The organism is Anabaenopsis tanganyikae CS-531, assembly GCF_029891675.1.
Lineage (GTDB): Bacteria > Cyanobacteriota > Cyanobacteriia > Cyanobacteriales > Nostocaceae > Anabaenopsis > Anabaenopsis arnoldii.
Genome location: NZ_JANQDF010000013.1, coordinates 1 through 25,715, shown reverse-complemented (window position 1 = coordinate 25,715; position 25,715 = coordinate 1). Strand labels below are relative to the sequence as shown.

Sequence of the window (25,715 nt, the reverse complement as noted above, 5' to 3'; positions counted from 1 at the left end):
TTGCTTGGTTTTCGCGTTGGCAATAGTCTTAATTCAATACTTGATATCGTAGGATTATATATCAAGTGGGCGATTTTCTTAACTCACTTATGTCAATTCTTGTCAACATAAGTATAGTTTTGTCTATAAAATAGTCAGCTTAGGACTAGCTCTAGTACTGATCTAATCACATCTGCTGACCCAATATCTCAGGAACCCCGTTGAATTTCGGTAAATATTTCCTCTAGGATTTCCTGTGCACCTTGTTGGCGTAGCAGTTGTGCTAGTTCTGCGCCTAGGTTTTCAGCATCCTTAGCAGCACCTGTCACAGTGTCTTTTACCAGTTTTTGACCATCCACACTGGCAACTATGCCCGTTAGTGTTAATTCATCACTATTTATCTCTGTATTTACACCTATAGGTACTTGACAACCGCCTTCGAGCACCCGCAAAAATGCTCTTTCGGCGAGACAGCGATCGCGGGTTTGAGGATGTTCAATGGCTTTGAGGATGGTGATGATTTCCTGGTCATCTGCACGGCATTCTATCCCTAAAGCACCTTGTCCTACTGCATGGAGGGAAATTTCTGGGGGGAGAATTTGATGAATGCGATCGCTCATTCCCAGGCGCTGTAATCCCGCCGCTGCCAAAATTAGGGCATCATATTCCCCCGCATCCAGTTTAGCCATGCGTGTATTTAAATTTCCCCGGACATCCTTAAAAGTGAAATGGGGGAATTTGTGGCGTAACTGTGCGAGTCGTCTTAAGGAAGATGTGCCAATAACTGCACCTGCTGGCAAAGTTTCAATTTGCTTATCCTGATACTTCTCATGTACCACGAGGGCATCTGCGGGGTTTTCCCGCTCTGTAATCACTGCCAGGGTTAACCCTTCTGGTAAATTAGTGGGTAGATCCTTGAGGGAATGAACTGCAAAGTCAATCTCCTGACTGAGCATTCCCACTTCTAACTCTTTAGTAAATAGTCCCTTATCGCCAATTTTAGCTAATGCTACATCCAAGATTTTGTCGCCTTGGGTAGACATGGTATGGACTTCAAAAGTGATATCAGGAAAGCTTTTCTGAAGTTGTTCTCTTACCCAGTCGGTCTGAACTAGGGCGAGTTGACTTTTACGAGAACCAATGCGGATGGTGCGTGCAGGACTGGAAACAACTGAAGTCATAAATAAAACAGTATCTTAAAACCAGGCGATCAAGTTATTCTCATCTAGATTACCGCAGTGGGTAAGTCTCCGGATTGTTATTGTCTAAATTCAGGTAAACTTTATGCGGTTTTTTTTACATTTTTTTACATTTTGCTGAATTAGTTAACATTTCCCGGCTACAACCCAACTTCACGGGTAGAGGACAGACAGCCCGATAATTTGATAACTTAATTTTATGAAACTGAAGTTTTCTACCCATGAACCGTTCCGCTTGCCTTATCTTTAATCCAGTGGCGGGTCAAGGAGACCCAGAGCAAGAACTGGCGATGATTCGGGCATTATTAGAGCCAGAAATTGACTTGAATATTTATTACACAACAGCAGAACTTGGTGCTGACAAATTAGCTGAACTAGCTGTTAAACAGGGTGCACAAGCAATTATCGTGGCAGGGGGGGATGGCACTTTGTCGGCGGCTGCTACTGCTATAGTGGGTACTGATATTCCCTTGGGGATTATTTCTAGGGGAACAGCCAACGCTTTCGCTGCGGCATTAAAAATACCTGACACCATTGACGCTGCTTGTCAGACAATTTTGCAGGCGGGGACTCGATATGTAGATACAGCTTATTGTAACGGTAAGCCTATGGTACTACTGGCAGGTGTCGGCTTTGAAGCCGATACTGTAGAAATGACAGGTCCAGAAGCTAAAAAACGCCTGGGGATTATGGCTTATATTTTAGCCGGAGTACAACAACTGCGTAATTTACAGAGCTTTGAAGTTGAAATTGAGACTGATGATAAAGTGATCAGAACCACTGCATCAGCTGTAACAGTAGCCAATGCTGCTCCTCCTAGTTCAGTTTTAGCTCATGGTCCAGCAGGTATAATTTATGATGATGGACTGCTAGATTTAACCATAGTGGCTCCGGAAAGTAAAGCAGGAGCGATCGCCGCGACATTTCATTTATTACAAACGGCTTCCAGTGGTAGCCCAGTAGAGCGAGATGATATCGGCTACCTGCGGGGAAACCGATTCAAAATTAACGCCTTACCGCCCCAAAAGGTAGTTTTAGATGGTGAAATCATTGGTACAACTCCCATTGAAGTTCATTGTGTACCAGCAGGCTTGAAAATTTTTGTCCCTTTTGACCAAGCAGTTAGCCCGGTGGAAAAACTAGAGGGACTTCCTAATTTAACAATTCACAGCAAAGATAGTAGTAAAATTCAGGAGTAGGTTGTATTGAAACTCGTTTTTGATCCAGCGACGGCTAAAAAAATTAGCAAGATGCAGCAAAGAGTCAAATGGCAAGACCCGTTAATTTTACAGCGCGGGATTGACCAAACTCGGCTAGTTTTGGGGAACAACCACCCAGATAATCCAGAGTTTTCTTTTTTGGTCGTGGGTGACAGTGGGACTGGTAGTCACAGGGGACATCATCCGCAGCGACGGGTTGCAGAACAAATTCTACCCCATCGCCCGGAATGCAGTTTTATCTTACACACGGGTGATGTAATTTATTTAGTGGGTTCAAGTGAATATTACCAGCAGAACTTTATCCGACCTTACCGAGAATTTCTGGTGGGTGGAGAACATCCAGAAAAAATTGCTTATGACCAGATGGTTTTTAATTTTCCTGTGTTCCCAGTACCGGGAAATCATGATTACTATGACTTACCACCGATATTAAGTTTACTTTCCCTCACCACTTTACCCATTCGGCGTTTATTACCATCGCAATTAGCACTGGATGTAGGCTTACATGGTTCTGGGAAGGGTAGGGCTTATGCAAAGGCATTTTTAGATTATCTCCAAGCTTTTCAGGTTCCCGGTCAGTTAGGAAAACACTTAGATAATTACTATACGGCTCAGACAGATACAGGGCGCTGTCTGAATTACCAAGCGGGGCGCTTTACCCGGTTACCAAATCGGTATTATACGTTTTGCTACGGGGGAATTGACTTTTTTGCCCTTGATTCTAATACATTTAATGAACCAGCGGCAATACCTGAAACACGCGCCGGAATAGAACAGCGTAGACTGTTAGAAAAACGCCGTCAGGATTTTGAGCACGAAAAGCTGCAAATCATGGAAACTTCAGCCAAGCTAAATCCTGAGCATCCCAGCGCAGCGGAGAAACTGGATGACTTACAAGGTCAAATATCACAAATTGAGGAACTGATTGTTGATATTGACAAGCAATTAAACACCGATAAAACAACCGTGACTGATATCGAACAATTGGAGTGGTTAAAAAAAAGACTAATTAAATCTTGGAATACGGCAGATATACGGGGAAGAGTCCTTTATTTTCACCATCCGCCTTATGTGACTGAAGCGACAAAATGGCAACAAGCGCAAACTTTAGCCATTCGCCATCGCCTACGCGGTGTACTGGATGCGGTGGCGGCAGAAGTAGGTTATTTGACACAGGGACGACCCCTAGTGGATTTAGTCTTAAATGGTCATGCTCATTGCTTAGAACATCTGCAAACTTTGGATACAGGACACGCTGACGCTAATATTCACTGGGTTGTCTGTGGCGGTAGTGGGTATAGTCTGCGTCGCCAAAGAACTGAAGGCCCGGATTTAAGAGAAACTGTGGGAGATAGCAGTAAATTAGTGGCGCGATCGCATTTATTCATCGGTCGTCATGGTTACGGTTCTCAAAAGAGACGACCTTATTCCAGTTTACGCATTGACGTTACAGGGGATGACCATCCTCAATTTATTCTCCGTCCCTTGGTCGCGGAATGGCATCAAAGGCAATGGCATAATTCCGAAATCAAATCTTTTACTCTGGGAAATACTCCCCTCTTCTGAGTCAGGAGAGGGGTTGGGGTGAGGTTATTTCTATGGTTGAGAAAATTACTCACCCAAAACTTCTTGTTTCCACAATCGAATTTTCTGAGTTAATTCTTGGCGAGTTTCAGATTTAGCTAGATATCGCCAACTAAACCAAGTAAAGTAAGTAAGACCAATCAACTCAAAAAATGGTGCTAGTAGGGGAACATCATTTATGGCACTTACTACAGCTATTACTAATTTAAGTGTAATCACTGCTGTAATAATTAAAGCTAAGTTGCTTAAAGAGCGCTGATTTTTATAAAAAAAGCTACTTACATATTCAGGAAATTCTCCTAAAAAGTCAGTTGTGCTTCTAGCAACTTGTTGCCATTGAGCTTGGGGTTCATAAGCTGGCGTTAGCTTTGCTAAGTTTGCATCCCTAGAAGGTGGTAGTATTCCATTAGGTGCGATAACTGCTTCGAGTTCCTTTTGTTCAGTTTCCATAGTTTTTGATGTTGGTAGTTACAGCATTTCTTTTAAATTACTGGATATTAATACAGATCACAATCGGGTTTGTGATCTGGGTGAAAATTTTTAATTAATAGGGTAATGTATAATTATCTGGATTTGCCAGTAATGAGGGTTAGATTCCCTCACTACCCTGGAATTATTTAGTTTTTCCTAGTAACTAAGCTTTAATTCCACCAATTTATCCCCGTGGCGGCGCAACAACTGCATTAACAATCACATCATTAACACCGTTAATTTCTTGGGCTAATGGTTCAATTTTAGATAACTGCGCCTGATTATTTACAGTTCCTGAGACAATGACTGTACCTTGTTCTGTAGCCTGAACTGTTAATCGGCCATCAGGTATATTCGCTTCTAATTTAGAACGAACTTCACTGGCTAAGTCTTCTGGAGTTCTGTCGGTAGTATCATCGGCTAAAGCATCAGTTCGCTCTTCACGGGCGCGAATATCAGCATCTAGTTGTCTTCTGCGGATTTCGCTTTGAGAATCTTCAAGTGAGGCTTGTCTTTCTTCTGGGGTTGGTGCTTCTACAACTTCACCGGGAGCGGGAGCAGTCCTATCGGTTCTCGCCACATCTTCACAAGCAACCGCACCCAATAATACAACGCAACTAATTAAAAAAGGAGTGAGCTTTTGCATTTTGTAACTCTTCCTCACAAATTGAAATTGTGAAAATATATTGGCGTTTTTAGGAGTAGCAAGCATTCTCTGGCGCTCTTCCTAGTTCCAATAAATAAAATGAAAGTGTTGTCAGTTTAGATTAAAGTTTTTCATCACGACGGTCTACAATCACTACTGTCGGTTCATGGCGATCGCTAGGAACTGTTTGTACAACTGGTGTAGTCTGATGTCTATGTTCTCTACCGTCATTGGGGTAGTCATAAACACCAAAATCTTGAACACCGTAGCGGTTAAAAATTGCTTCTGCTGTGGCAATTTCTGCGTCTGTGCCTTCTATAATCACTAAATAATGTCCTTGTTCAACCCGCTGCTGATAAACTCTAGCCCGTTCTTCGGGAATTCCTAAGCCGATTAAGGCACCTATTAGACCACCAGCAGCAGCACCTATACCAGCGCCTGCTAGAGTTGTCGCCAAAGTTGTTGCTGTTGCACCCGCGAGCATAATCGGCCCAATTCCTGGAATTGCTAAAGTTCCCAGACCGACTAATAAACCAGTAATACCGCCCAAAGCGCCGCCAGAAATTGCTCCAGCTGCAGCACCTTCATCGGCTTTATTACCTACCTGTTCTCTGGTTGGAGTACCAGCAATATCACCTCTGTGTTCTGCATCTTTGGCGATAACAGAAACTCCCTCCATGGAAAAGCCGGAACTTTTCAATTCATGCAATGCTTTTTCAACATCTCTACGGTTAGAAAAAGTACCTACAGCTCGTCTATGTACGTTAACTACCATTTTAACAAACCTCATCTTTATTGATATCGTTTAAATTCTTGCCAATTCTGTACCTTAACTTAGCCAGTTAATTGTATCTGGTAAATTACAGCGCATTTGATTTGATTGACGTACACAAGGGCGGGGATCCATACCCATCCTAGAGGAGTTATGATCTTAAGATGTGTACTTCATTTAGTTGAAAAGTGCTGTATTAAACTGCATCCTTCTATATAAAAATGCTATCAACACCTTCTATTTACACATTTTTATTGAGGATTTCCATCAATCCCTTGACATAATTGCGATCTCTTTCATTAGACATAAGTATTGATATCCGCAAAACAGTATATGAATTATTGTGGAGATTTAAATTATGGCTTTTACCTTCTATTTGGGTAGGCAATTAATCAATAATAGTTAAATAGAATTATAAAAAATATGACTTTGGGAACAGGGGTTTATGACCTAAGAAAGTGGAGTTATAGATAAATGAATATTTAAAATGTGAGAAATGGTTATTGCATTCAGTAGGACTAGGAAAATCTTATGATTATGTTTCAAAGTGTGGGAACCATTTTGAAGTGGGTTTGGCTACCTATGGAGATAGCACCCAGAAATGGAACTTCAGAAAGTTTAACTCCAGAACAAGTATCATTACTGTTTTCTGGTCCGAAGTTGATAGTCGCACTATTAGCTGGTACCTTAATGGCTTTGGCCTTCCAATTTTTACTGACAAATTTTTCTCTAGCGGTAGGAATTTTATCTTTAGGAAGTGATTCCGCTGCTGGTGGTGAGTCGAGTACCTGGGGCGGTACGATTCGCAAAATTGAAAAGAAGGTGGGATTTTGGGGATTAATCAGCGCCAGTATTGCATTATTTATGGCTTGTTTTCTAGCAGTCAAACTGAGCTTAATTGAAAGTATGCTCCTAGGAGCAATTATGGGTGTAGTTATCTGGTCTACCTACTTTTCCTTAGTGGTTTGGCTGGGTTCATCAACCCTGGGTTCTTTGATTAGCTCCTTTATAAATACTACAAATGCAGGATTACAGGCTATACTCGGTACAGTTAGGGCTAATGTGGCGAAAAAACCAGCGGTTTCTACTGCTGAAGAAATTATAGATACAGTCCGGCGGGAATTAACTTCGGGTTTAGATGCTGAAAGTATTAAGAATACTCTACAAGGTTCCTTAAAAGCTCTGCAAATACCACAACTAGATTTAGCCGATATTCGCCAACAGTTTGAGCGGATACTGGGCGATGTAGATTTATCATCTATTGGTGGGGGTGATTTAGCAGAAAAAATAAATCGCCAAACATTTGTGGATTTAATTAGCAGTCAGACAAATTTATCCAAAAAAGAAATTAATCAAATTGCTGACCAACTAGAACAGGCTTGGAAACAAGTTGTTGCTCCTCAAAGTCCTACGGAGCAAGTGATTAATTTAATTAAATCTGCTACACCCGAAGAGTTGAAATCTGAAAAATTAGGTGAACGTCTTGAGAAATTGGTGGGAGTTAGAGAAAATGGTAATGGTCGCAATGCTTGGATTCAAGAAGGGATAAAATATGGTTTGAGTAGTGCTATACCAGCAGTATTAGAACGGGTAGACTTTTCTGATATTGATCTAGAAAAAATTACCACTCAAATACAAAAGCTCAGAGACAAAGTTGAAGATATAGATGTGGAAAAAATTAGCGCACAGTTACAAAGTAAAATAACTGCAAGATTACCACAGCCAACCTACAATAGTATCAAAGCGGATGTAGAAGACTACATTCTCAATTGTTTACCTTGGCATTTTAACCGCACGACAATCAGAGATGAATTTCAAGAAGTGATCTATGATCCACAGGCAGATCCTACCACCACGCGCTGGGAATTAAGCCAAATCAATCAAGAGGATTTTAGAAACTGGCTCAAACAGCGGGGTGATATCAGCGAGGGTAGGGTGACGGAAATTAGTCAGCAGATGGAAAGTATTCGGGAGGAAGTTTTAGAAATTGTTCAACAGGCGGAAGTCCGGGAAAAAGGTGACGAACTGCGCTTACGGATAGAAAATTATTTGCGTTCTACAGGTAAAGCAGAACTGAGTCCAGATGCTATTGAGCGGGATGTGAGCAATTTATTAGAAGATTTTACAGATTTAGATATTGGCTTACAAGCATTTGACCGTGATGCTTTTGTGCAATTGCTTTTACATCGTCAAGATTTGAGTACAGCAGAAGCTGATCAGATTGTCGGTCAATTAGAAAGTATCTGCGATCGCGTCTCGAATCAAGAAAGAGCAACGGCCAATGAATTATGGCAAAGAATAGAAGACTATCTGCGGAATACCAACAAAGCAGAATTAAATCCTGAAGGTATTAAACGTGATTTTGCCGCTTTAGTAGAACAACCGGAAGTAGGAATTAATTTAATCCGCAATCGCCTATCCCATTTTAACCGGGATACAGTGGTAAAGTTACTGAGTCAAAGAGAAGATTTAAGCGAGGAGGAGGTTAACCAAACCTTTGAGGAAATCCAAGCAGTAGTTGAGCGCATTTTACAAGTACCGCAAACAACAATCAATAAATTGAGCGAATATCTGCGCAATACTAACTTGGAAACACTCAACCCAGAAGGTATGAGGAGAGATTTGGAAACATTACTCGCTGACCCGCGGGAGGGTGCTTTAGCATTCCGCCATCGCCTATCGGTTGACCGTGATACATTGGTAAAACTCCTGAGTCAACGTCAAGATTTGACCCCAGGGCAAGTTAATCAGATCATTGATCAGATAAAGTTGGGGATTAATAGTATAATTAGAACACCACGACGCTATACTAGTCGTGCGGCTCAAAGAGTTAGGGATTTTGAAGCTCATCTAGAAAATTATTTGCGTCACACTGATAAAGAGGAACTCAACCCAGAAAGCATTAAACGTGATGTGCAATTATTGCTGCGAGATCCACAAGTGGGATTGGCTAATTTAGGCGATCGCCTGGGGCGATTTGACCGTTCCACAATTGTGGCTTTATTATCTCAAAGGGAGGATATTTCCCAAGAGGAAGCTAACCGCATCGTGGATCAAATTGAGTCGGTGCGTGATTCAGTTGTGCAGCAATGGCAGCAGGTTCAGGAAAGGGTAGAATCGGTAATTGAGGGAGTTTTTGCCAAAATTCGCGATTATCTCAACTCCTTGGAGCGTCCAGAACTAAACTATGAGAGCATTCAGCAAGACTTTGCTAAATTATTCGATGATCCCCAAGCTGGATTTGAGGCTTTGCGCGATCGCCTGAATCAATTTAATCGTGATACCTTGGTAGCTATTCTCAGTTCTCGTGAGGATATTTCCCCGGAGGATGCTAACCGCATTATTAACCAAATAGAAGCGGCGCGGGATAGTATATTGCATAGAGTTGAACGCCTCCAGGAAGAAACCAAAAAACGCCTCCAAGCAATTCAAGAACAGGCACAAATTCAAGCTGAAGAAACCAAGAGAATTGTGGCTAATGCAGCTTGGTGGCTATTTGGTACGGCGTTGACTTCTCTGTTCGCCAGTGCGATCGCCGGAGCCATGGCCACTCAATTGCGGTATATGATATACATCCCACCAATGTAGAGAGCGATCAGAGTCAGTCCATCCCAAGTTACATACATCCGGGAGCGACTGACCGCATGATAGATTAGTCCAACAATGGCGACGGAAGTCATGATCATGGAAATGATCGCAGTAAACAGATGCACATCACTAATTTGCAACCACAAATCACCTTTGAGGTACGCCACATCGTAAATTCCCAGAATCGCTAAATTCCAGAGATTAGAGCCGAAAATATTAGAAACTGCCATTTCTACTGCATTCATGCGAATTGCTTCCAGGGATACCACCACTTCCGGTAGTGATGTGGCCGCAGCTAGTAACAAGGAGCCTATAAAGCTTTGTCCCAATCCAGTGGTTGTTGCTATCTCATCCCCCAAATACGCCAGCCACACACCTAAAAGTACGGTAGCTAGAGCCAGTAAGGTAAAATTCAGATAAGCTCGTCCACGTTTAATATGTTGGTATTGAGCAGCTTCTGGTTCCACTTCCAAGATAGCCGCAGCCATTCGCCTGATTTCAAACTGTGTCATGATCCGGGCGCTGACTACATAAAGTAGGATTAATAACAAACTGGGAATACCAACCCATCCGAAAGCCAGATGAATTCCTTTCTTAGTTAATAGCATTCCCGCAGCAGTTAACCCCAACATCGCACAACCTAAACTAGCGGACAAACCCAGACCCACTGGTGCGCGTTTAAGTAATGGCTCCCGTCCGCTGACAAGATCGAGTATTCCCAAAACCATTAAATTGAACAGACAACTACCCAAAATACCCCCGACTGCTAAATCTGGAGCGTCTAATACCGTTACTGCACTGACTCCTGTAGCCAATTCTGGTAATGATGTGACACCGGCCAAAAGTAGACCACCAACCCAGGTACGCCCCAAGCCTGTTTTCTCAGCTACAACATCAGCGCTTTGGGAAAGCCGCATACCTACAGCAATCACCAACAGGACACACACAAGAACTTGAATAAAAAGAAACATAAGAAGTAGTGAATGAGAGAATGGGGATTAAACAAAGTATAGTCCCGTCAAGGCTATCCTTGGGGTTTTGTCAGCATTAAAAGTAATTTAACGCACATGACATCAATTTTCAAAGTAATTTAACGCACATGATATCAATTTTTGCTCCCATATGCTATTTTTTAAATTTCTTGATTTGTGTCTTTTGTGTATTTCTCCTGAGGGGGGAGGTTTCGCAAACGGTCTAGGTTCCGCATTGATTTTTAACAACTTTTAAATTTTTCAGACTGGGATCTGCGCAACCAGTGATTAGTCCACCCATGGCTTGAACTTGTTGTAAATATTCTAATGCCGATTTAGTAATCAATTCCCCTGGCATTAAAACCGGGATTCCGGGGGGATAAGGACAGACAATTTCAGCGCAGATGCGATCGCTGGTTTGTGCTAAGGGTAAAATTTCATTAGCAGCAAAAAAAGCTTCACGGGGGGAAACGGTTGTTAAATTATCGCTGACAATCAACGCCTTACCGCTTGGGGGATGACAATGGTGGTTCATCTTCTCTAGAGAGGTGAAACCTTGCACCAATTGCTCAATATCAGCTAAGGTGTTCCCTAGAGTAATAATAAAGGTGAGATGTTGCCATGAGGCCAACTCAGGGGTAACACCTAGTTGTTGATCCAGAATTGTTTCGGCTGCAAATCCTGTGAAACCTAAGCCGGAAACGTTGACAGTTAGCCGTGTTTGGTCTAAATTGGGGAGTTGTAAAATGGATAATCCGGCAATAGTGCTGATTCTGCTTCTGGCTATATCTGCAAGTTCCAGGGTGCGAGACATCAGGGCTTTTCCGTGGAGTGCCATTTGTTGACGTGCAGCATCTAAGGAAGCTAAAAGGATATAACTAGGACTGGTAGACTGGACAAGTTGTAAAGCTTTGTTGACTCGGTGAATATCTATGCTGTGTCCTTGGATGTGTAACATTGATGCTTGTGTCATGGCACCGAGTACCTTATGAGTAGATTGTACAGTTAAATCTGCGCCGGCGGCTAAGGCGGGGGTGGGTAATTGGGGATGAAAGGCAAAGTGCGCTCCGTGTGCCTCGTCTACGAGTAAGGGGATATGATATTGGTGGGTGATTTGGGCGATCGCTTGCAAATCTCCACAAACACCGTAATATGTGGGATAGACTACCAAAACTGCTTTGGCTTGAGGATGCTTTTGTAATGCAGCTTCCACAGATGCGGGTGTGATACTGTGAGCAATATCTGAAACTGGGTCATATTCAGGATTAACAAAAATTGGAATAGCACCAGAGAGAATTAACCCAGAAATAGCCGATGAATGCACATTACGCGGCAAGATAATTTTATCCCCAGGACTACAGGTAGCCAAAATTGCCGCCTCAATTCCACAGGTTGAACCATTGACAAGAAACCATGTTTGTGATGCGCCAAAAGCCTCTGCTGCTAGTGCTTGGGCGGCTTGAATTACCCCTTGGGGTGCAAACAAATTATCTAAATCTGCTAGTTCTGTTAAATCAGCCTGAAAGACTTTTGTACCCAGTAGGTTAGCCAAGGGTTGAGAAATGCCCATACCTTGCTTATGTCCTGGGGTGTAAAAAGGCGCGTGAGCGTGGGTTGTATAAGCCTTTAGGGCATCTAACAAGGGGGTTTGGTGTTGATTTTGCATTTGGGAGAAAAGGAGCGGACTTGAAGTTAATATTAAAAATTTATGTGTAAAATATAATTAATTAATCAGCTATACTAGCTCATTTAAGTTTCTATATAGATTACAGTTATGCCAGAAGAAGAAGTAAATTTTTATGAAGAAGATGAAGATCAAGAAATTGAATCTGAATCGGGTATCAATCATAAATCCAAATTAGAAGAAATCCAAAAAATTGTTGTAGCTCGTACTGACTGGACAACGGCGACAATATTTGATCAAATAGTGCGTGAAAACATCCAGCTAAACCCCAGATTCCAAAGAAGAGATGCTTGGGATATTACTCGTAAGAGCCGATTCATCGAATCACTAATTTTGGGATTGCCTATACCACAAATAGTATTAGCAGCCCAGAAAGAGCGGGGTAAATTCATAGTTCTTGATGGTAAGCAAAGATTACTAACAATTCTGCAATTTTATGGTAGCAGTGAAACACCCAATAATGCTTTTGCGTTAAAAAATTTAGAGTTCAGAACTGATATGAATGGTAGTACGTATGAAGATTTAAAAAATCATCTTTTTTTCAACAAAGAGCTTGATGAGCTTGATAACCAAACTATTCGTACCATAGTACTGCGGAATGTGGAGAGCGAAACTTTTTTGTATAAAATTTTTCGCAGACTGAATGTACAAAGCACTCCTTTATCAGCACAAGAACTCAGACAAGCATTACATCCTGGGGAGTTTATCAATTTTCTCGATGACCAGTCAATTAAAAGTCAGGCTCTGAAAAAAATATTTAAATCACCCAACCCTGATTTTCGGATGCGTGATGTCGAGTTACTCTTACGTTATGTAGGGTTCCATTATTTTCTATCAGAATATCGCGGGAATTTGAAAGCATTTTTAGATGAAACTTGTCAGAGATTTAACCAAGATTGGGAACAAAGACATTATGATATTGAATATGTAGTTAATCAATTTGAACAAGCCGTGTATACAACTATTAAGATATTTGAGGAAAAAAACTTTTGTCGAATGTGGTTAGAAAGTGATAACACATATAGAAAACGTTTTAATAAAGCCATTTTAGATGTGATGGTTTTTTATTTTTCCGATGAAATAATAAGAGATAATGCTGAAAAAAATAAAGAAAAAGTTGAGGAGGGATTTAAAAGATTATGTTCATCATCTCCTGACTTTAGGGCAGGTGTTGAGGGAACCACCAAGAATATGCGAGAAACTTACAATCGTTTGAGGTTATGGGGTGAAACATTATTAGAAGTTTTAGATGTAGAGTTTAATCTACCTGAATTTACTAACAATGGGATTTCCTTCAACAGTTTGAGGTAGATTTGATTGTAAATATGCCAAAATCCGCGAGGTTCCGTTGTTTAATTAAAGAATTAAAGAGGTTAAAAAGGCATTTTATCCCCAAGATTAGCCCCATAGGATCATATTCAGAAATGCAGTTATCTAGAACTCTTGCATACAGAGTTTTAGCCCATGCTGAAATTGAGTCTTATCTTGAAGATAGAGTTTGGGAAGTTACTCTAAATGCCAAACAGATGTGGAATAACGGAGGTAAAACCTGTTTGACCTTGATCAGTCTAATTGCCTTCTCAGGTCAAAATATGGAGATACCACCAGACACACTTACACCAAAACAAGGGAATAAAACAGTTCCATTAGATAAAATTAAGATAAGTAAGAAAATAGATTTGGCTATCAAGGCTTTTAAGAAGGTTATTGATAATAATCATGGAGTCAAAGAGGCTAACATTTTAGCATTACTCTTACCCATAGGGATAGATAGTGATGACTTAGATCCTGCTTGGCTGGCTAACATGAATACATTTGGTAGAGAACGAGGTATTGTAGCGCATACCTCTGCTACATCATACAGAACTATTCAACCACCAGACCCCGCAAATGAATTAAGCATGGTAGAGCAGATTACCGAGCAGCTTTTAAAATTAGATGAATTAATCAATAAATTAATGCAATGAAATATTCAACGCCACAGGAAATAATCATCTGTGGTGGGATGATTCTGACGGTCACTTAATGAGGTGGAAATTACTATGACAAAGTATAGCCATTTTGGGAGATTTCGGTTTTCTGGGTTGTCATTTAGCCCGGGAAGGTCGAATAATGGAATTACACCTAAGCTGATTTATTCCACTGCTATTTGGGTCTTAGAACCAGTACCAGTACACAAACTGTTCCCGGTGCAATCCCCCAAACCATCCCAGAACCTGTTTAAATTAACTTTGTAGTTTACAAAATCTTAAATCCAAAATGCTAAGAGCCGGAATTGTCGGACTTCCCAACGTCGGAAAATCTACGTTATTTAATGCTGTGGTTGCTAACGCCAAAGCAGAAGCAGCTAACTTCCCTTTTTGCACGATTGAACCGAATGTCGGTGTTGTCTCAGTCCCGGATGAGCGCTTAGATGTTCTGGCTAAAATTGCTAGTTCTGTTCAGATTATACCAGCGCGGGTGGAGTTTGTCGATATCGCCGGCTTGGTTAAAGGGGCAAGTCAAGGAGAGGGGCTGGGTAATCAATTTTTGTCCCATATCCGTCAAGTTGATGCTATCGTCCATGTGGTGCGGTGTTTTGAAAATGATGATATTATCCATGTAGCCGGTTCTATTGACCCAGTGCGAGATATGGAAATCATTAATTTAGAACTGGGTTTATCAGATTTAGCACAAATTGAACGGCGAATTGAGCGCACGCGCAAACTAGCACGTACGAGCAAAGATGCACAGGTTGAAATCACAGTTTTAGAAAAATTAGCTGCTGCTTTAAACGAGGGTAAATCTGTCCGTCAGGTCAGTTTATCTGCAGAGGAAGAGGAGATAATTAAGGGATTAGAATTACTGACTAACAAGCCAATTATTTACGCGGCGAATGTGTCTGAGGATGAGTTAGCCACGGGTAATGAATTTGTGGAACAGGTTCGACAAGTTGCAGCTGGTGAAAATGCTCAAGTTGTGATTGTTTCCGCACAAGTAGAGGCGGAATTAGTGGAATTACCGGAAGAGGATAAGGCGGATTTTTTGGCCTCTTTAGGTGTGGAAGAAGGCGGGTTAAAATCTTTGATTCGTGCTACTTACACTCTTTTGGGTTTACGGACTTATTTTACTTCGGGTCCCAAGGAAACCCGCGCTTGGACAATTAACGCGGGAATGTCTGCACCCCAAGCAGCTGGGGTGATTCACTCAGATTTTGAACGGGGATTTATTCGCGCTGAAACTGTGGCTTATCAGGATTTAGTTACACATGGTTCTATGAATGCTGCGAAGGAAAAGGGTTTGGTGCGCAGTGAAGGTAAAGAATATATTGTGCAAGAAGGGGATGTAATGCTATTCCGCTTTAATGTGTAGTTATGGGTGGTGTCCCCGGTTGATAACCGGGGACTATGTGAAAAAACTAACGACTTTTTGTTACCCAAAATTGATAGCCAGATTCATTACTTAAGCTATTGGCGAAACTCCGAGCGTCCATTTCTGAGGTAAAACTGGCAGCTTGGGTTTCTTTACCGACAATCAACGCATCACCACAATAATTATTTTTGACTGTACTCAAGGCACTGGACGGACCTTTGACAGCCCACCAATCAGCGCCAGAAACATAGGGATGACCACAAGTTGAGCGCCGTGTTAGGGAAGAATTAGAATTCCTAATGGTAGTGTTGGAAGTTGCAGTATTGACACTTGCGACATAGGTGGAGGCTAAAGATTCTAACCGTTTTCTTTCTGCGGCTAAACGTTGGCGTTCTTCCCTAGCTTGTCGAGCTTCTGCGGCTAAACGTTGTCGCTGTTCTTGAGCTTGTTGTTTCTCAGCTTCTAGGCGTTTTTGTTCTGCTTCTTGCTTTTCTCTCTCTGCTTGAGCGGCTCTTTGTTCTGCTTCTAGGCGTTTTTGTTCTGCTTCTTGTTTTTCCTGCTGGGCTTGAGCTGCATTTTGTTGGGCTTCTAGAATTTCTCGTGTCACAAAAAATCCGCCACCTAATCCTAAAGCAGTTAACACAACAGTTATGATGATCATTCTTAACTTCAAATTGGAAAACTTAGCTGTTTTTTCAGTCGGTATTTGCTTACTCTCTACTTCTGTATTGATCAGGGTTTGTGGAAGGGTATCGGATTTTGGTGATATGATGACTGTGTTTAAATGGCTGGGTGGTAATATTGATGTATTATTTTCTACTAAATGTAAGTCTTGATACATCTCTGCTGCTGTTCGATACCGACTAGATAAATCTAGCTTGATAGATTTATCTAACACCTTGGCCAGTTTAGGTTCAAGATTGGGTACATGACTATGCCAATCCAGTTCCCCTGTAAGTTGACTGGTGTCAAACTCAATTGGTAATTTTCCGGTGAGGGTATAAATCATTGTTAGTCCCAGAGCATAGAGGTCTGTACTAAATACTGTTCGCCCGGCGCTCTGTTCGGGAGCCATAAAGCCTCTAGTTCCTACTATGACTGAACTGATGGTGGAACCTGACCCGAGGGTGACTGCTCCCATAGTTTCTTTGACTGCGCCAAAGTCAATTAATACGGGTAAGCGATCGCTGTCTCGTAGGATAATATTTTCTGGTTTAATATCTCGATGAATAATATTTTTGCTGTGAATATATTTCAGGGTATTAAGTAAAGAGGTGAGAATAGCGACTGCTTGCTCTGAGCTAATGATTCCCACTTGAGCCAGGTTTTTACCTTCAATATATTCTTGAACTAAATAAAATTGACCCTGATCCGCAAAGTAGCTGAGTAAAGTAGGAATTTGAGAACAATGGCTTCCGAGTTCTTCTAGCACTTCTGCTTCTTTACCGAAGAGTTTTTCAATCATTTCTGTGGAGGTATGATGACTCTGGGTAGCAGGTTTAAGGCGCTTCAACACCACCAAACGTTGGGAGGGAATTTGAGTATCGCGAGCTAGGAAGGTTTCACCAAATCCACCGGAACCCAGTGGACTAACGATTTCATAACGATTAAGGAGTAAGTTCTGCATATATAACTTCTATTTGATTGTGGGAACTGAGCTTTGTTTAATGCCAACTAAATTTGTTACTTACATAATCTTGGTTGTGATTTTTATTTTAAAGCTTCACTGAGAATAACAAAATGGAAACCTCGGCTTTTTAATTTGCTAATGATAGGTTGTATGGCGTTAACAGTGTTTTGACGATGGGGGCTTTCATCGGGATGGATCAAGGTGGGATTAGTGAGAAAGCCATCGTGCATCAAAATCACACCAGGGTTAATCACATTGGTGACAGCACGAATAATAGAAGCAACTGAACTGCTTTTTCTCCAATCATTAGTGTCAACTATCCATTGAATACTATTTAGTCCCAGTTGATGAACAATGTCTAATACCTGTGTATTTTGACGTCCATAGGGAGCCCGAAACCATTGAGTGGGATAATCCATCCCCAGACATTGGTTAATACTGTGTTCATTACTAATAATCTCCTGATGTTGTTGAGCAGGGGAAATCTGAGTAAATATAGGGTGACTATAGCTGTGATTGGCAATTTCATGTCCATCCTGATAAATATTTTTAAGAATCTCACAATTTTCTGCAATTTGTTTACCAACCACAAAAAATGTAGCTTTCACTTGATTTTTTTTGAGTATAGCTAGTATTTTGGGTGTGTATTCCTTTGTTGGACCATCATCGAAGGTTAAGGCTACAGATTGGCTTTTCATGGCTGCTAAAAAAGTAGACTTATTGTTAAGAGATAGGTCAATAAGTGGTTTATGTGGTTTTTTTTGATCTTGAATGGTTGTTTGAAAATAATTTTGCCAAGCTTTAGCTGCTAATTGATATTCTTGTAAAACTAATAGCTGTTGATTAGCATCATTATAAATAGTGGTATTTGAAGGTATTGATTTCATTACTTTTTGAGATAGTTCTAAATTATTAATCACCTGGCTAAGAATTTTTAAACCTTCCTGTGGATCTACATTTTTATTAATAGTATTTAGCTCCTCAATAGCTTTATATAAATTTTCTTTAGCTTTGAGAAGAATTAAATTATCATAACTCACTTCAGGTGAGGAATTACCATGGGGTTGCGAATTTTTAGTAACTGTGGAATCAGGCTTAGATGGGCTTAAAGTAGAAACTTCGGTCTGTTCTGGATGCTGTTTGAAAGCAGAATTTGATATATTTCGTCTGTTATTTTGATAATCCAACAAAAAGTACGAGGTGATTATCCCTAAAATTGTGCTAATTAAGATGATTATTGCGAAATATTTATGATTTGGCATGATCAAAAAACATTGGTAGTTATTGGGTAATTTTTCAAGTCTAATTAGAGGATGTCCTTCTTTTTTTGAATGATCAAGGTAACTATCAGATAAACTAAGCTATGCACAAGTAATAATTTCCAGTTGAGACTGATATTATCCCAACTAGGTTCATAGACATCGGTGATAGCAAATGGTGCTGGGATGCTAGTACCATCAGGAAGTAAAATAGGCTCTGGGACTAAAGCATTAATATTCACTAAAGACCCATAAGCTCCCACAGACCACCGACTAACCATTAACCAGGCGAGGTATTTACTGATTGCTTCAGTTTTAAAGAGTACTCCAGAGAAAATGATTTGCGGTAGTAGTAATACTACTAGGGCACTGTTAGCCTGAGTGCTGTTTTTAACAGCGGCGGAAACCATTAGCCCTAGACAGAAACAGGAGAATAATGTCAAAAAGCTGGTAATGGAAACGCCATAAAACCAGGGAACTGTTAGAGAATCTGGCGCAGCAAAACTGATGAGAATAGCAATGACCATGATTATGGTTTGTAAACAGGCTATTGCGGCAAGAACTACTACTTTTGAGGTTAAATAGCTAAAAGCGCTTAAATTAACTAGTCTCTCTCTTAAATAAATATCATTTTCTTTAACAATTTCTTGTAAAGAAGTACCTAAACCTATCCAAATAGCAGCACAAGTAAAGACCAAGACTACAGTTTGAGCTAGGGGAGCTAGTTTAGGGTTAGCTTCACTAGCGAGAATAAAGGGTTCTTGATCTGCTATGGCTAAATTAATCAGTAAAATACCAAGGGGTGCAGTGACTAGGGAGATAATTAAGTTCACTCGGTCTCGAATCACTAACTGTAGGTATCTCTGGGCTAATATCCAGGTTTGATCTACTAAAGAGGCCTGAACTTGGCGGGGTTTGGTTGTGATGATGTGGGAATTGCTCATACCCAAGCGTTGGTCAATATATTGGGTTTGATACCGTGACTGCTTAAATAGTTCCGCAGTTCTCATGACAATTTCTTGATTATCCAACTGAATATAAATATCTGCGAAATCTTTGTTATTTAAGTCAAAAAATACACAGGCATCCTCAAATGAGCCAAAGTAGCAGAGGTTACCACCTTGACCGAGAAATACAATGCGGTCACACAGATCAATATTACTTGTAGCATGGGTAACTAAAATGATGGTTCTGCCTTGATTAGCTAACTTTCTGAGCAGTTGCATCATTTTTTTATCTAAACCGGGGTCTAACCCTGATGTGGGTTCATCTAGAAAAAATAGTTTGGGATCGACTAATAACTCTACTCCGATGGAAACTCGCTTTAATTGTCCACCGCTGAGGTTTTTAACTAACACATCCCGACAGCCTAACATTTCAATTTGAGTGAGAGTTTTTTGAATAATCGAATTTAGATCGGTATCGGGGGGAAGTCTGAGTTTAGCTGCATATCTTAAGGCTTCTGTAACTGTTAATTCCTTGTGAATAATATCTGATTGAGGCACATAACCGATTTGATTGCGATAAATATTAAAGCTCTGTCTGAGGTTTTCTCCATTGATGTAAACTGTGCCTTGGTTTGTAGGTTGAATCCCCAGTAAGGTTTTCATTAAAGTAGATTTACCGGCTCCACTTCCCCCAACTAAAGCAACTAGTTGGCCTGGCTCTATGGCTAAAGAAATCTTATTGAGTAAAACTTTTTGCGAGTTTTTATTTTTAACAACTCTAAAAATGTTCTTAGCGTCAATGCGAATATAATTACCAGTGTCAGAGATGACTAATTCATCCCCTTGTAAGACCAAAGTATAAGGAACAATTTTAATAACTGCGCCAGAGGTGAGATGAGTTTTACCATTGACTTTTGTACCATTGACAAAAACGCCATTAGTACTGCAATCATACAAGATATATTCCCCTGATCTGATATATTCAATCACCGCGTGTCTACGGGAAATGGTGGGGGCGATAATTTGTAGGTTAGCTGCGGGGTCTCTACCCACAACGGTTGACTTTTCCTTGAGAGAGATGGATGAGAAAAATGAACTTTTCTGCTGATGAGAACTACTGCTAGGGTGATGAAATTCTAATGTTACTAAAATGTTAAAATTTTGACCTATTTTAATAATATCTCCGTTTTGTAGGGAATATCCTAAATTATGACTGATTAAATGATTCTTTATAAAGAGTTTATTACTACTTGGTTGAAGGCGATCGCCATCATAAATGTAGTAATTTCCGTCAACTTCCACTAAAGTAGCTTGACAGCGACTAATTACTTTCCAGTCTGCGGGTACTAATAGGTCTGCTAGTTGGGGATCTCTGCCTATGATATGTTGGCTTTGGGTAAGTTCAAATTTGGGGAGTGTTTGACCCTGATTGGTAAGAATAATATAGGGTCTAGAGGTTGGGGTCATGCTAATGGATTGATCTAAGTAATAAATGTTACTGTGTTATTGGTTAATTAGTCAAAAACTAGGTTTAAATGTCTTGTTTTTGATCACGGTTGTTTATATGTAGATAGCGCTTTGAGTTCTTAAATATACTTAAGTAGCAATAATATCTGTAACATTGTATAAAATTTCTTGCATCTATCTTAAGACATATTTTTTATGTTTATGGGTAGCAAGGTTGTGTAATCAAGGTCACAAAAAGCAAAACCGGAGGGGGATAACCTCCGGTGTGGTCAGAATTTATCGGGGAATAAAGTTCAAATTTGACCGGTAAAGACTCGTTGAGCAGGTCCTGTCATGTAAATTCGTTGGTTGGTTTCTGACCATTCAATTTGCAACGGACCACCAGGTAATTCTACGGTGGCGGTGCGATCGCATTTTCCGGTTAACACCCCTGCTACCAGGGAAGCACAAGCACCAGTCCCACAAGCTAATGTAATACCTGCTCCTCTTTCCCACACCCGCATTTTTAAATAGTCGCGACTGACTACTTGAATAAATTCCGTGTTTGTCCGTTGGGGAAAGGCTGGATGATGTTCAAATTGAGGGCCAATAATTTCTAGGTCAATGGCGGCGACATCTTCCACAAAGGTGATACAGTGGGGATTCCCCATACTTACACAGGTAACTTCCCAGGTTTTACCTGCTACTTCTAAGGGTTGATTAATCACTTTTGTCTGAGCAGTCCCTAGGGTTGTGGGAATTTCCCCAGCTAGCAACCGGGGTAAACCCATATCTACCTTGACTTGACCATCAGTCATGAGTTGGGGTGTAATTACACCTGCTAGGGTATGAATATGATATGAATCTTTGGTTCTAGATTCCCCTTCTAAGTCAGCTAAAAATCTGCCTAAACAACGAATACCATTACCACACATTTCCGGTTCTGAACCATCAGAATTAAAAATCCGCATAGTATAATCAGTACCGCTTTCTCCTGGTAAGGCAAAAATTACACCATCAGCACCAATGCCAAAATGGCGATCGCATAACTTAACTGCTTGTTCAGGAGTCAACAATGGTAAAGATGACAAGCGATTATCTATTAAAATAAAATCATTCCCCAAACCATGATACTTAGTAAATTCTGTTGCCATCTTCCCTAGAATAAATTATCAATGACTAGAGGAAATTATAACGAAAATGCCGACATACCCCACCTCAAAAAGATGGGGTTTTACCTACCATGAATAAATTTAACTAACTGTGGCGCGTGTTGATTCAGTATCAATGGGTTTGATGAAGTAAAGACGCAACATATGGGAAATAATCGCCAAAGTGGGGGGGATTTTTTGCCAGAACTTGATAATTCCAGGGCGATTACTTTCCTTAATTTCCGTCAGTCTCTGGGTGTTGATGAAACACTGTTCTAATCGCCAGAAAAATTCGGGGTGATTAGTATCTAAAATTATAGGAAAAGCCCTGGCTGAGGTGTTATTAGTCTCCTGGATGACTGTATTATTGTATTTGCGCGGGTGTATACCAATGGCTTCATAAAATGTAGCCCGTTCAAATACTGTAATGGTATGGGTGACAAATACAGTCAACAAAAAGAACCGCACCCACAATCGTGCTTTCCAATTGTTCCATAATTTTGGTTGCGATCGCAACAGTGCTTTAAAGAAATCCCCATGACGGTTTTCATCCTGACACCAACTTTCAAACTTGCGGAATAGAGGATAAAATTGATATTCAGGATTTGCCTGTATATGACGGTGGATTAAGATGTAACGCCAGTAACCAATTTTCTCCGAGAGGTAGACTGTATAAATTACCCATTCTGGAGGGAAAAAAGTATATGTACGGTGTTTAGTCAGATAACTTAAGTCTAGAGACAGATTAAAATCTGCCATAGATTTATTGAGAAATCCCGCATGGCGTGCTTCATCCCGTGCCATATAATTAAAAGCATCAGCCAAGAGGGGATTTTTAGCTTTGAGTCTGCGGGATAATTCTTTAAACAGCAAAAACCCCGAAAACTCTGAAGTACATGAACGCTCTAAAAAGTCAATAAAAGCGCGGCGTTTTTCTCCATCAACGTGTTCCCAAGATTGCTGAAACTCTTCATCGCGCACGAAGTGATGGCGGTTATAGTCAGCGCGCAACTCGGCGACAATGGCCTCCAACTCAGTCTCATGCGCGGAAATATCTAAATTAGCCACCGCTTCAAAGTCAGTGGTATAAAAGCGAGGCGTTAACAAAGTTTCCTGAACAGGTGCTTTAATCCCTGGTTTCGTGTAATTGGCGTTGGGAGTTTCAATAGACTTAACCATGAGACTGCTTTCATGTTTGATCTTTTCATATTTATATAAGCATAAATTATCAAAATGACACATCAGTTAAATTATTGAAAAGTAATTTTAGATAAATAACCTTAACTACCAATTGCTAATTCTGATTTTATCCAGTAATCCAGGGAACCGAGAGACTATTTATTAACAAACTTTCTCTGTAGTCAGATGCTAAATGTGTACAGTAAAAGCCAGCCAAATCTAAAGAAATATTAATAAGTTTATAGCTATACAAATATTAATAGTTAAATTATTTTATGAGAGAACAATAATGCGATGCCTACCACCAATGATAATCGCAGCTAATTTCTACAGTTTAGCCTATTTGGTGGGAGTCAACACATCACGCATTGGGGAAACTCTTTAGACTAGATAACAGCGAAAGCAGAGAAATTTATTAGTAGTTTGATTTCCGCCGCGCTACATGAGGCGGGATGGTTACAGTTTTTTGGAGGTTTTGATGGTTTTTGTCTTGCCTGGTGTTAAATTTGATCTAAATATGATCCAAAAGTATGATACTCCTGCACCCCGATATACAAGTTATCCACCTGCTACGGAGTTAAATACAGAATTTATTGCAGGTGATTTTCGCACCGCCATCACCGCATCCAACTACCGAAAATCTCCCCTGTCTTTATACTTCCATATCCCCTTTTGTCAGACTGCTTGTTACTTTTGTGGCTGTAATACAGTAATTTCTCAAAACAAGAATATTGCCAAACCTTATATAGAACATTTGGCGCGAGAAATCAAGAACATGGCGCGCTTAATTGATCAAGACAGAAAAGTCCTGCAAATTCATTGGGGTGGTGGTACACCCAACTATTTAAATCAGGAACAGGTCAAATTTTTGTGGAAACAAATTACAGATAACTTTAATATTGATTCCCAAGCTGAAATTTCCATTGAAATTAATCCCAGTTATCTCGATAAAGACTATATTTTCTTTCTGCGTGAGGTGGGGTTTAACCGGATTAGTTTTGGTATTCAAGACTTTAACCCCCAAGTACAAATTGCTGTGAATCGTCTCCAACCAGAAGCATTACTGTTTGATGTCATGGATTGGATTAAAGCAGCCAAGTTTGATAGTGTGAATGTAGACCTAATTTATGGTTTACCCCATCAAACTCTCCAGACCTTTCGGGAAACAGTCAGCAAAACCATTGCATTAGATCCTAACCGCATTGTTGTGTTTAACTTCGCCTATGTACCATGGATGAAACCAGCACAAAAAAATATTCCCCAAGCTGCATTACCGCAACCCCAGGAAAAGTTAGAAATCCTCAAAATGACCATTGAGGAACTGACAAATAGTAAGTATCTCTTTATTGGTATGGATCATTTTGCTAAACAAAATGATGAACTAGCGATCGCCCAACAAAATCGTACCCTCCAGCGTAACTTTCAGGGATACACCACCCACGCAGGAACCGAACTATTAGGCTTTGGTGCTACATCTATTAGTATGCTCCATGATGCTTATGTACAGAACCACAAGCAGTTAAAGAATTATTATCAGGCGATCGCCTCGGATATTTTACCTATAAGTAAAGGTGTTAAACTTACTCAAGATGATATCATCAGAAGGGATGTAATCATGTGTATTATGTCTCACTTTCATCTGCATAAGCAAGATATAGAAGACAAACATCACATCAGTTTCGATGAATATTTTACCCATGAACTAGAGGCTTTAGCACAACTGCAAGCTGATGGACTGGTGAACATATCAAACAAAGACATAGAGGTCACAGATATTGGTAGGTTATTAGTCAGAAATATTGCTGTTATATTTGACAATTATCATCAAACCAAAGAACAGCGATTTTCCCGAGCAATTTGATATTGATGATTAATGTATAGAATATTGTTTTACCCCACCCTAACCCTCCCCTTGTCAGGGGAGGGAAAACCTTTGCGACCTTTGCGCGTACTTAGCGACCTTTGCGTTTAAACACCGTACAGGCGATCGCCCCAAAGCTCCCCGACTTCTAGCTAAATTATGGTGGGGTATCTCTAATTATGTGAAAAGTCCGGGAGCTAAACTTACCCAAAGTGGAATAACCTATAACATAGTAACTACTCACACCACCTAGGGTATCTCCACCAAAAATGACAGCAGCAACCCCCCAAAGCCTAAATAAATTCGTCAACTTTTGTCACCAACACATCAAAGGACAAGAAAAACAAGAAGCGCAAACATTCTTAGACCGATTTTTCCGAGCTTTTGGACACCAAGGAGCATTAGACGCGGGGGCGAAATTTGAAGAACCCATCAAAAAAGGGAGTAAAAAAGGTAAAACCGGGTTTGCTGACCTAGTGTGGAAACCCCGCGTATTAATTGAAATGAAAAAACGCGGCGAAGACCTCAGTAAACATTACTCCCAAGCATTTGATTACTGGACAAGATTAGTACCCCAACGCCCCAAATACGTCATATTATGTAACTTCGATGAATTTTGGATATTTGACTTTGACCTTCAGCTAGATACACCCGTAGATCAAATCTCCCTAGAGCAGCTACCAGAAAGAGCGGGAGCCTTCACATTTATGGAAATTGGCAATAAAACTCCCGTATTCAACAACAACCAGGTAGAAGTCACAGAAAGAGCCGCCCGAC

General features: G+C 40.5%; 19 protein-coding genes. 8 read left to right on the top strand and 11 right to left on the bottom strand.

Annotation, left to right across the window (positions count from 1 at the left end; all coding sequences use genetic code 11):
• Positions 1 to 188: 188 nt before the first annotated feature.
• On the bottom strand, positions 189 to 1,160 hold the full coding sequence (hemC, locus tag NWP22_RS01275; protein WP_271731496.1) for a hydroxymethylbilane synthase: 972 nt from the start codon (positions 1,158 to 1,160) through the stop codon (positions 189 to 191).
• Positions 1,161 to 1,399: 239 nt separating this feature from the next.
• Here hemC and NWP22_RS01270 point away from each other — a divergent pair, with 239 nt between their 5' ends.
• Together NWP22_RS01270 and NWP22_RS01265 are read left to right on the top strand one after the other, a co-directional pair.
• Positions 1,400 to 2,377: a YegS/Rv2252/BmrU family lipid kinase gene (locus NWP22_RS01270; RefSeq protein ID WP_271731497.1), complete on the top strand. Its 978-nt coding sequence runs from the start codon at positions 1,400 to 1,402 to the stop codon at positions 2,375 to 2,377.
• 6 nt (positions 2,378 to 2,383) lie between these two features.
• The gene (locus NWP22_RS01265; RefSeq protein ID WP_280801427.1) at positions 2,384 to 3,964 is read left to right on the top strand and encodes a metallophosphoesterase family protein; all 1,581 of its coding nucleotides are present in this window, start codon (positions 2,384 to 2,386) and stop codon (positions 3,962 to 3,964) included.
• A 45-nt stretch (positions 3,965 to 4,009) separates the two neighbouring features.
• Here NWP22_RS01265 and NWP22_RS01260 read toward each other — a convergent pair whose 3' ends face one another.
• From NWP22_RS01260 to NWP22_RS01250, 3 genes are all read right to left on the bottom strand, one after another.
• Positions 4,010 to 4,432: a CAAD domain-containing protein gene (locus NWP22_RS01260; RefSeq protein ID WP_271731501.1), complete on the bottom strand. Its 423-nt coding sequence runs from the start codon at positions 4,430 to 4,432 to the stop codon at positions 4,010 to 4,012.
• A 205-nt stretch (positions 4,433 to 4,637) separates the two neighbouring features.
• Positions 4,638 to 5,099, bottom strand: coding sequence for a BON domain-containing protein (locus NWP22_RS01255; RefSeq protein ID WP_271731502.1), 462 nt, complete (start codon positions 5,097 to 5,099; stop codon positions 4,638 to 4,640).
• Between the two features lie 121 nt (positions 5,100 to 5,220).
• The gene (locus NWP22_RS01250) at positions 5,221 to 5,874 is read right to left on the bottom strand and encodes a general stress protein (RefSeq protein ID WP_271731504.1); all 654 of its coding nucleotides are present in this window, start codon (positions 5,872 to 5,874) and stop codon (positions 5,221 to 5,223) included.
• Between the two features lie 534 nt (positions 5,875 to 6,408).
• On the opposite strand from NWP22_RS01250, the gene NWP22_RS01245 reads away from it, so the two are divergent.
• Complete coding sequence (locus NWP22_RS01245) at positions 6,409 to 9,459, top strand: MFS transporter (RefSeq protein ID WP_271731516.1); 3,051 nt, start codon at positions 6,409 to 6,411, stop codon at positions 9,457 to 9,459.
• Here the strand turns inward: NWP22_RS01245 and NWP22_RS01240 are convergent.
• On the bottom strand, positions 9,423 to 10,430 hold the full coding sequence (locus NWP22_RS01240) for a sodium:calcium antiporter (RefSeq protein ID WP_280801426.1): 1,008 nt from the start codon (positions 10,428 to 10,430) through the stop codon (positions 9,423 to 9,425). The genes NWP22_RS01245 and NWP22_RS01240 overlap by 37 nt on opposite strands.
• A gap of 223 nt (positions 10,431 to 10,653) precedes the next feature.
• Positions 10,654 to 12,096: an aminotransferase class I/II-fold pyridoxal phosphate-dependent enzyme gene (locus NWP22_RS01235; RefSeq protein WP_280801425.1), complete on the bottom strand. Its 1,443-nt coding sequence runs from the start codon at positions 12,094 to 12,096 to the stop codon at positions 10,654 to 10,656.
• Positions 12,097 to 12,204: 108 nt separating this feature from the next.
• Here NWP22_RS01235 and NWP22_RS01230 point away from each other — a divergent pair, with 108 nt between their 5' ends.
• The 3 genes from NWP22_RS01230 to ychF all read left to right on the top strand — a co-directional run bounded on the left by NWP22_RS01230 (position 12,205) and on the right by ychF (position 15,465).
• Positions 12,205 to 13,425, top strand: coding sequence for a GmrSD restriction endonuclease domain-containing protein (locus NWP22_RS01230; RefSeq protein WP_271731507.1), 1,221 nt, complete (start codon positions 12,205 to 12,207; stop codon positions 13,423 to 13,425).
• A 14-nt stretch (positions 13,426 to 13,439) separates the two neighbouring features.
• Positions 13,440 to 14,081 (top strand): HEPN domain-containing protein, encoded by a 642-nt coding sequence (locus NWP22_RS01225; protein ID WP_465248705.1) that lies wholly within the window; start codon positions 13,440 to 13,442, stop codon positions 14,079 to 14,081.
• A 292-nt stretch (positions 14,082 to 14,373) separates the two neighbouring features.
• Positions 14,374 to 15,465, top strand: a complete 1,092-nt coding sequence (gene ychF, locus NWP22_RS01220) for a redox-regulated ATPase YchF (protein ID WP_271731509.1) — start codon at positions 14,374 to 14,376, stop codon at positions 15,463 to 15,465.
• Positions 15,466 to 15,511: 46 nt separating this feature from the next.
• On the opposite strand, the gene NWP22_RS01215 is transcribed toward ychF, so the two are convergent.
• The 5 genes from NWP22_RS01215 to acsF all read right to left on the bottom strand — a co-directional run bounded on the left by NWP22_RS01215 (position 15,512) and on the right by acsF (position 23,077).
• Positions 15,512 to 17,092, bottom strand: a complete 1,581-nt coding sequence (locus NWP22_RS01215) for a protein kinase domain-containing protein (protein WP_271731510.1) — start codon at positions 17,090 to 17,092, stop codon at positions 15,512 to 15,514.
• 83 nt (positions 17,093 to 17,175) lie between these two features.
• Positions 17,176 to 18,357: a polysaccharide deacetylase family protein gene (locus NWP22_RS01210; protein ID WP_280801424.1), complete on the bottom strand. Its 1,182-nt coding sequence runs from the start codon at positions 18,355 to 18,357 to the stop codon at positions 17,176 to 17,178.
• A 44-nt stretch (positions 18,358 to 18,401) separates the two neighbouring features.
• Entirely contained in the window at positions 18,402 to 20,768 is a 2,367-nt protein-coding gene (locus NWP22_RS01205) for an ATP-binding cassette domain-containing protein (RefSeq protein ID WP_271731512.1), read from the bottom strand.
• Between the two features lie 293 nt (positions 20,769 to 21,061).
• Positions 21,062 to 21,901 (bottom strand): diaminopimelate epimerase, encoded by an 840-nt coding sequence (gene dapF, locus NWP22_RS01200; protein WP_271731513.1) that lies wholly within the window; start codon positions 21,899 to 21,901, stop codon positions 21,062 to 21,064.
• Positions 21,902 to 22,000: 99 nt separating this feature from the next.
• A complete protein-coding gene (gene acsF, locus NWP22_RS01195) occupies positions 22,001 to 23,077 on the bottom strand; it encodes a magnesium-protoporphyrin IX monomethyl ester (oxidative) cyclase (protein ID WP_280801423.1) in 1,077 nt (358 codons plus the stop codon).
• A 478-nt stretch (positions 23,078 to 23,555) separates the two neighbouring features.
• On the opposite strand from acsF, the gene hemN reads away from it, so the two are divergent.
• Together hemN and NWP22_RS01185 are read left to right on the top strand one after the other, a co-directional pair.
• Positions 23,556 to 24,938 (top strand): oxygen-independent coproporphyrinogen III oxidase, encoded by a 1,383-nt coding sequence (gene hemN / locus NWP22_RS01190; RefSeq protein ID WP_271731515.1) that lies wholly within the window; start codon positions 23,556 to 23,558, stop codon positions 24,936 to 24,938.
• Positions 24,939 to 25,207: 269 nt separating this feature from the next.
• Positions 25,208 to 25,715: type IIL restriction-modification enzyme MmeI (locus NWP22_RS01185; RefSeq protein WP_342393866.1), on the top strand; the 508-nt coding region annotated here is incomplete at its 3' end.

Coding starts and splice junctions, on each gene's coding strand:
- dapF (WP_271731513.1), bottom strand. CDS start 21,901: ATGGCAACAGAATTTACTAAGTATCATGGTTTGGGGAATGATTTTATT.
- NWP22_RS01215 (WP_271731510.1), bottom strand. CDS start 17,092: ATGCAGAACTTACTCCTTAATCGTTATGAAATCGTTAGTCCACTGGGT.
- NWP22_RS01210 (WP_280801424.1), bottom strand. CDS start 18,357: ATGCCAAATCATAAATATTTCGCAATAATCATCTTAATTAGCACAATT.
- NWP22_RS01260 (WP_271731501.1), bottom strand. CDS start 4,432: ATGGAAACTGAACAAAAGGAACTCGAAGCAGTTATCGCACCTAATGGA.
- ychF (WP_271731509.1), top strand. CDS start 14,374: ATGCTAAGAGCCGGAATTGTCGGACTTCCCAACGTCGGAAAATCTACG.
- hemN (WP_271731515.1), top strand. CDS start 23,556: ATGGTTTTTGTCTTGCCTGGTGTTAAATTTGATCTAAATATGATCCAA.
- NWP22_RS01235 (WP_280801425.1), bottom strand. CDS start 12,096: ATGCAAAATCAACACCAAACCCCCTTGTTAGATGCCCTAAAGGCTTAT.
- hemC (WP_271731496.1), bottom strand. CDS start 1,160: ATGACTTCAGTTGTTTCCAGTCCTGCACGCACCATCCGCATTGGTTCT.
- NWP22_RS01245 (WP_271731516.1), top strand. CDS start 6,409: ATGTTTCAAAGTGTGGGAACCATTTTGAAGTGGGTTTGGCTACCTATG.
- NWP22_RS01255 (WP_271731502.1), bottom strand. CDS start 5,099: ATGCAAAAGCTCACTCCTTTTTTAATTAGTTGCGTTGTATTATTGGGT.
- NWP22_RS01240 (WP_280801426.1), bottom strand. CDS start 10,430: ATGTTTCTTTTTATTCAAGTTCTTGTGTGTGTCCTGTTGGTGATTGCT.
- NWP22_RS01250 (WP_271731504.1), bottom strand. CDS start 5,874: ATGGTAGTTAACGTACATAGACGAGCTGTAGGTACTTTTTCTAACCGT.
- NWP22_RS01270 (WP_271731497.1), top strand. CDS start 1,400: ATGAACCGTTCCGCTTGCCTTATCTTTAATCCAGTGGCGGGTCAAGGA.
- NWP22_RS01205 (WP_271731512.1), bottom strand. CDS start 20,768: ATGACCCCAACCTCTAGACCCTATATTATTCTTACCAATCAGGGTCAA.
- acsF (WP_280801423.1), bottom strand. CDS start 23,077: ATGGTTAAGTCTATTGAAACTCCCAACGCCAATTACACGAAACCAGGG.
- NWP22_RS01225 (WP_465248705.1), top strand. CDS start 13,440: ATGCCAAAATCCGCGAGGTTCCGTTGTTTAATTAAAGAATTAAAGAGG.
- NWP22_RS01230 (WP_271731507.1), top strand. CDS start 12,205: ATGCCAGAAGAAGAAGTAAATTTTTATGAAGAAGATGAAGATCAAGAA.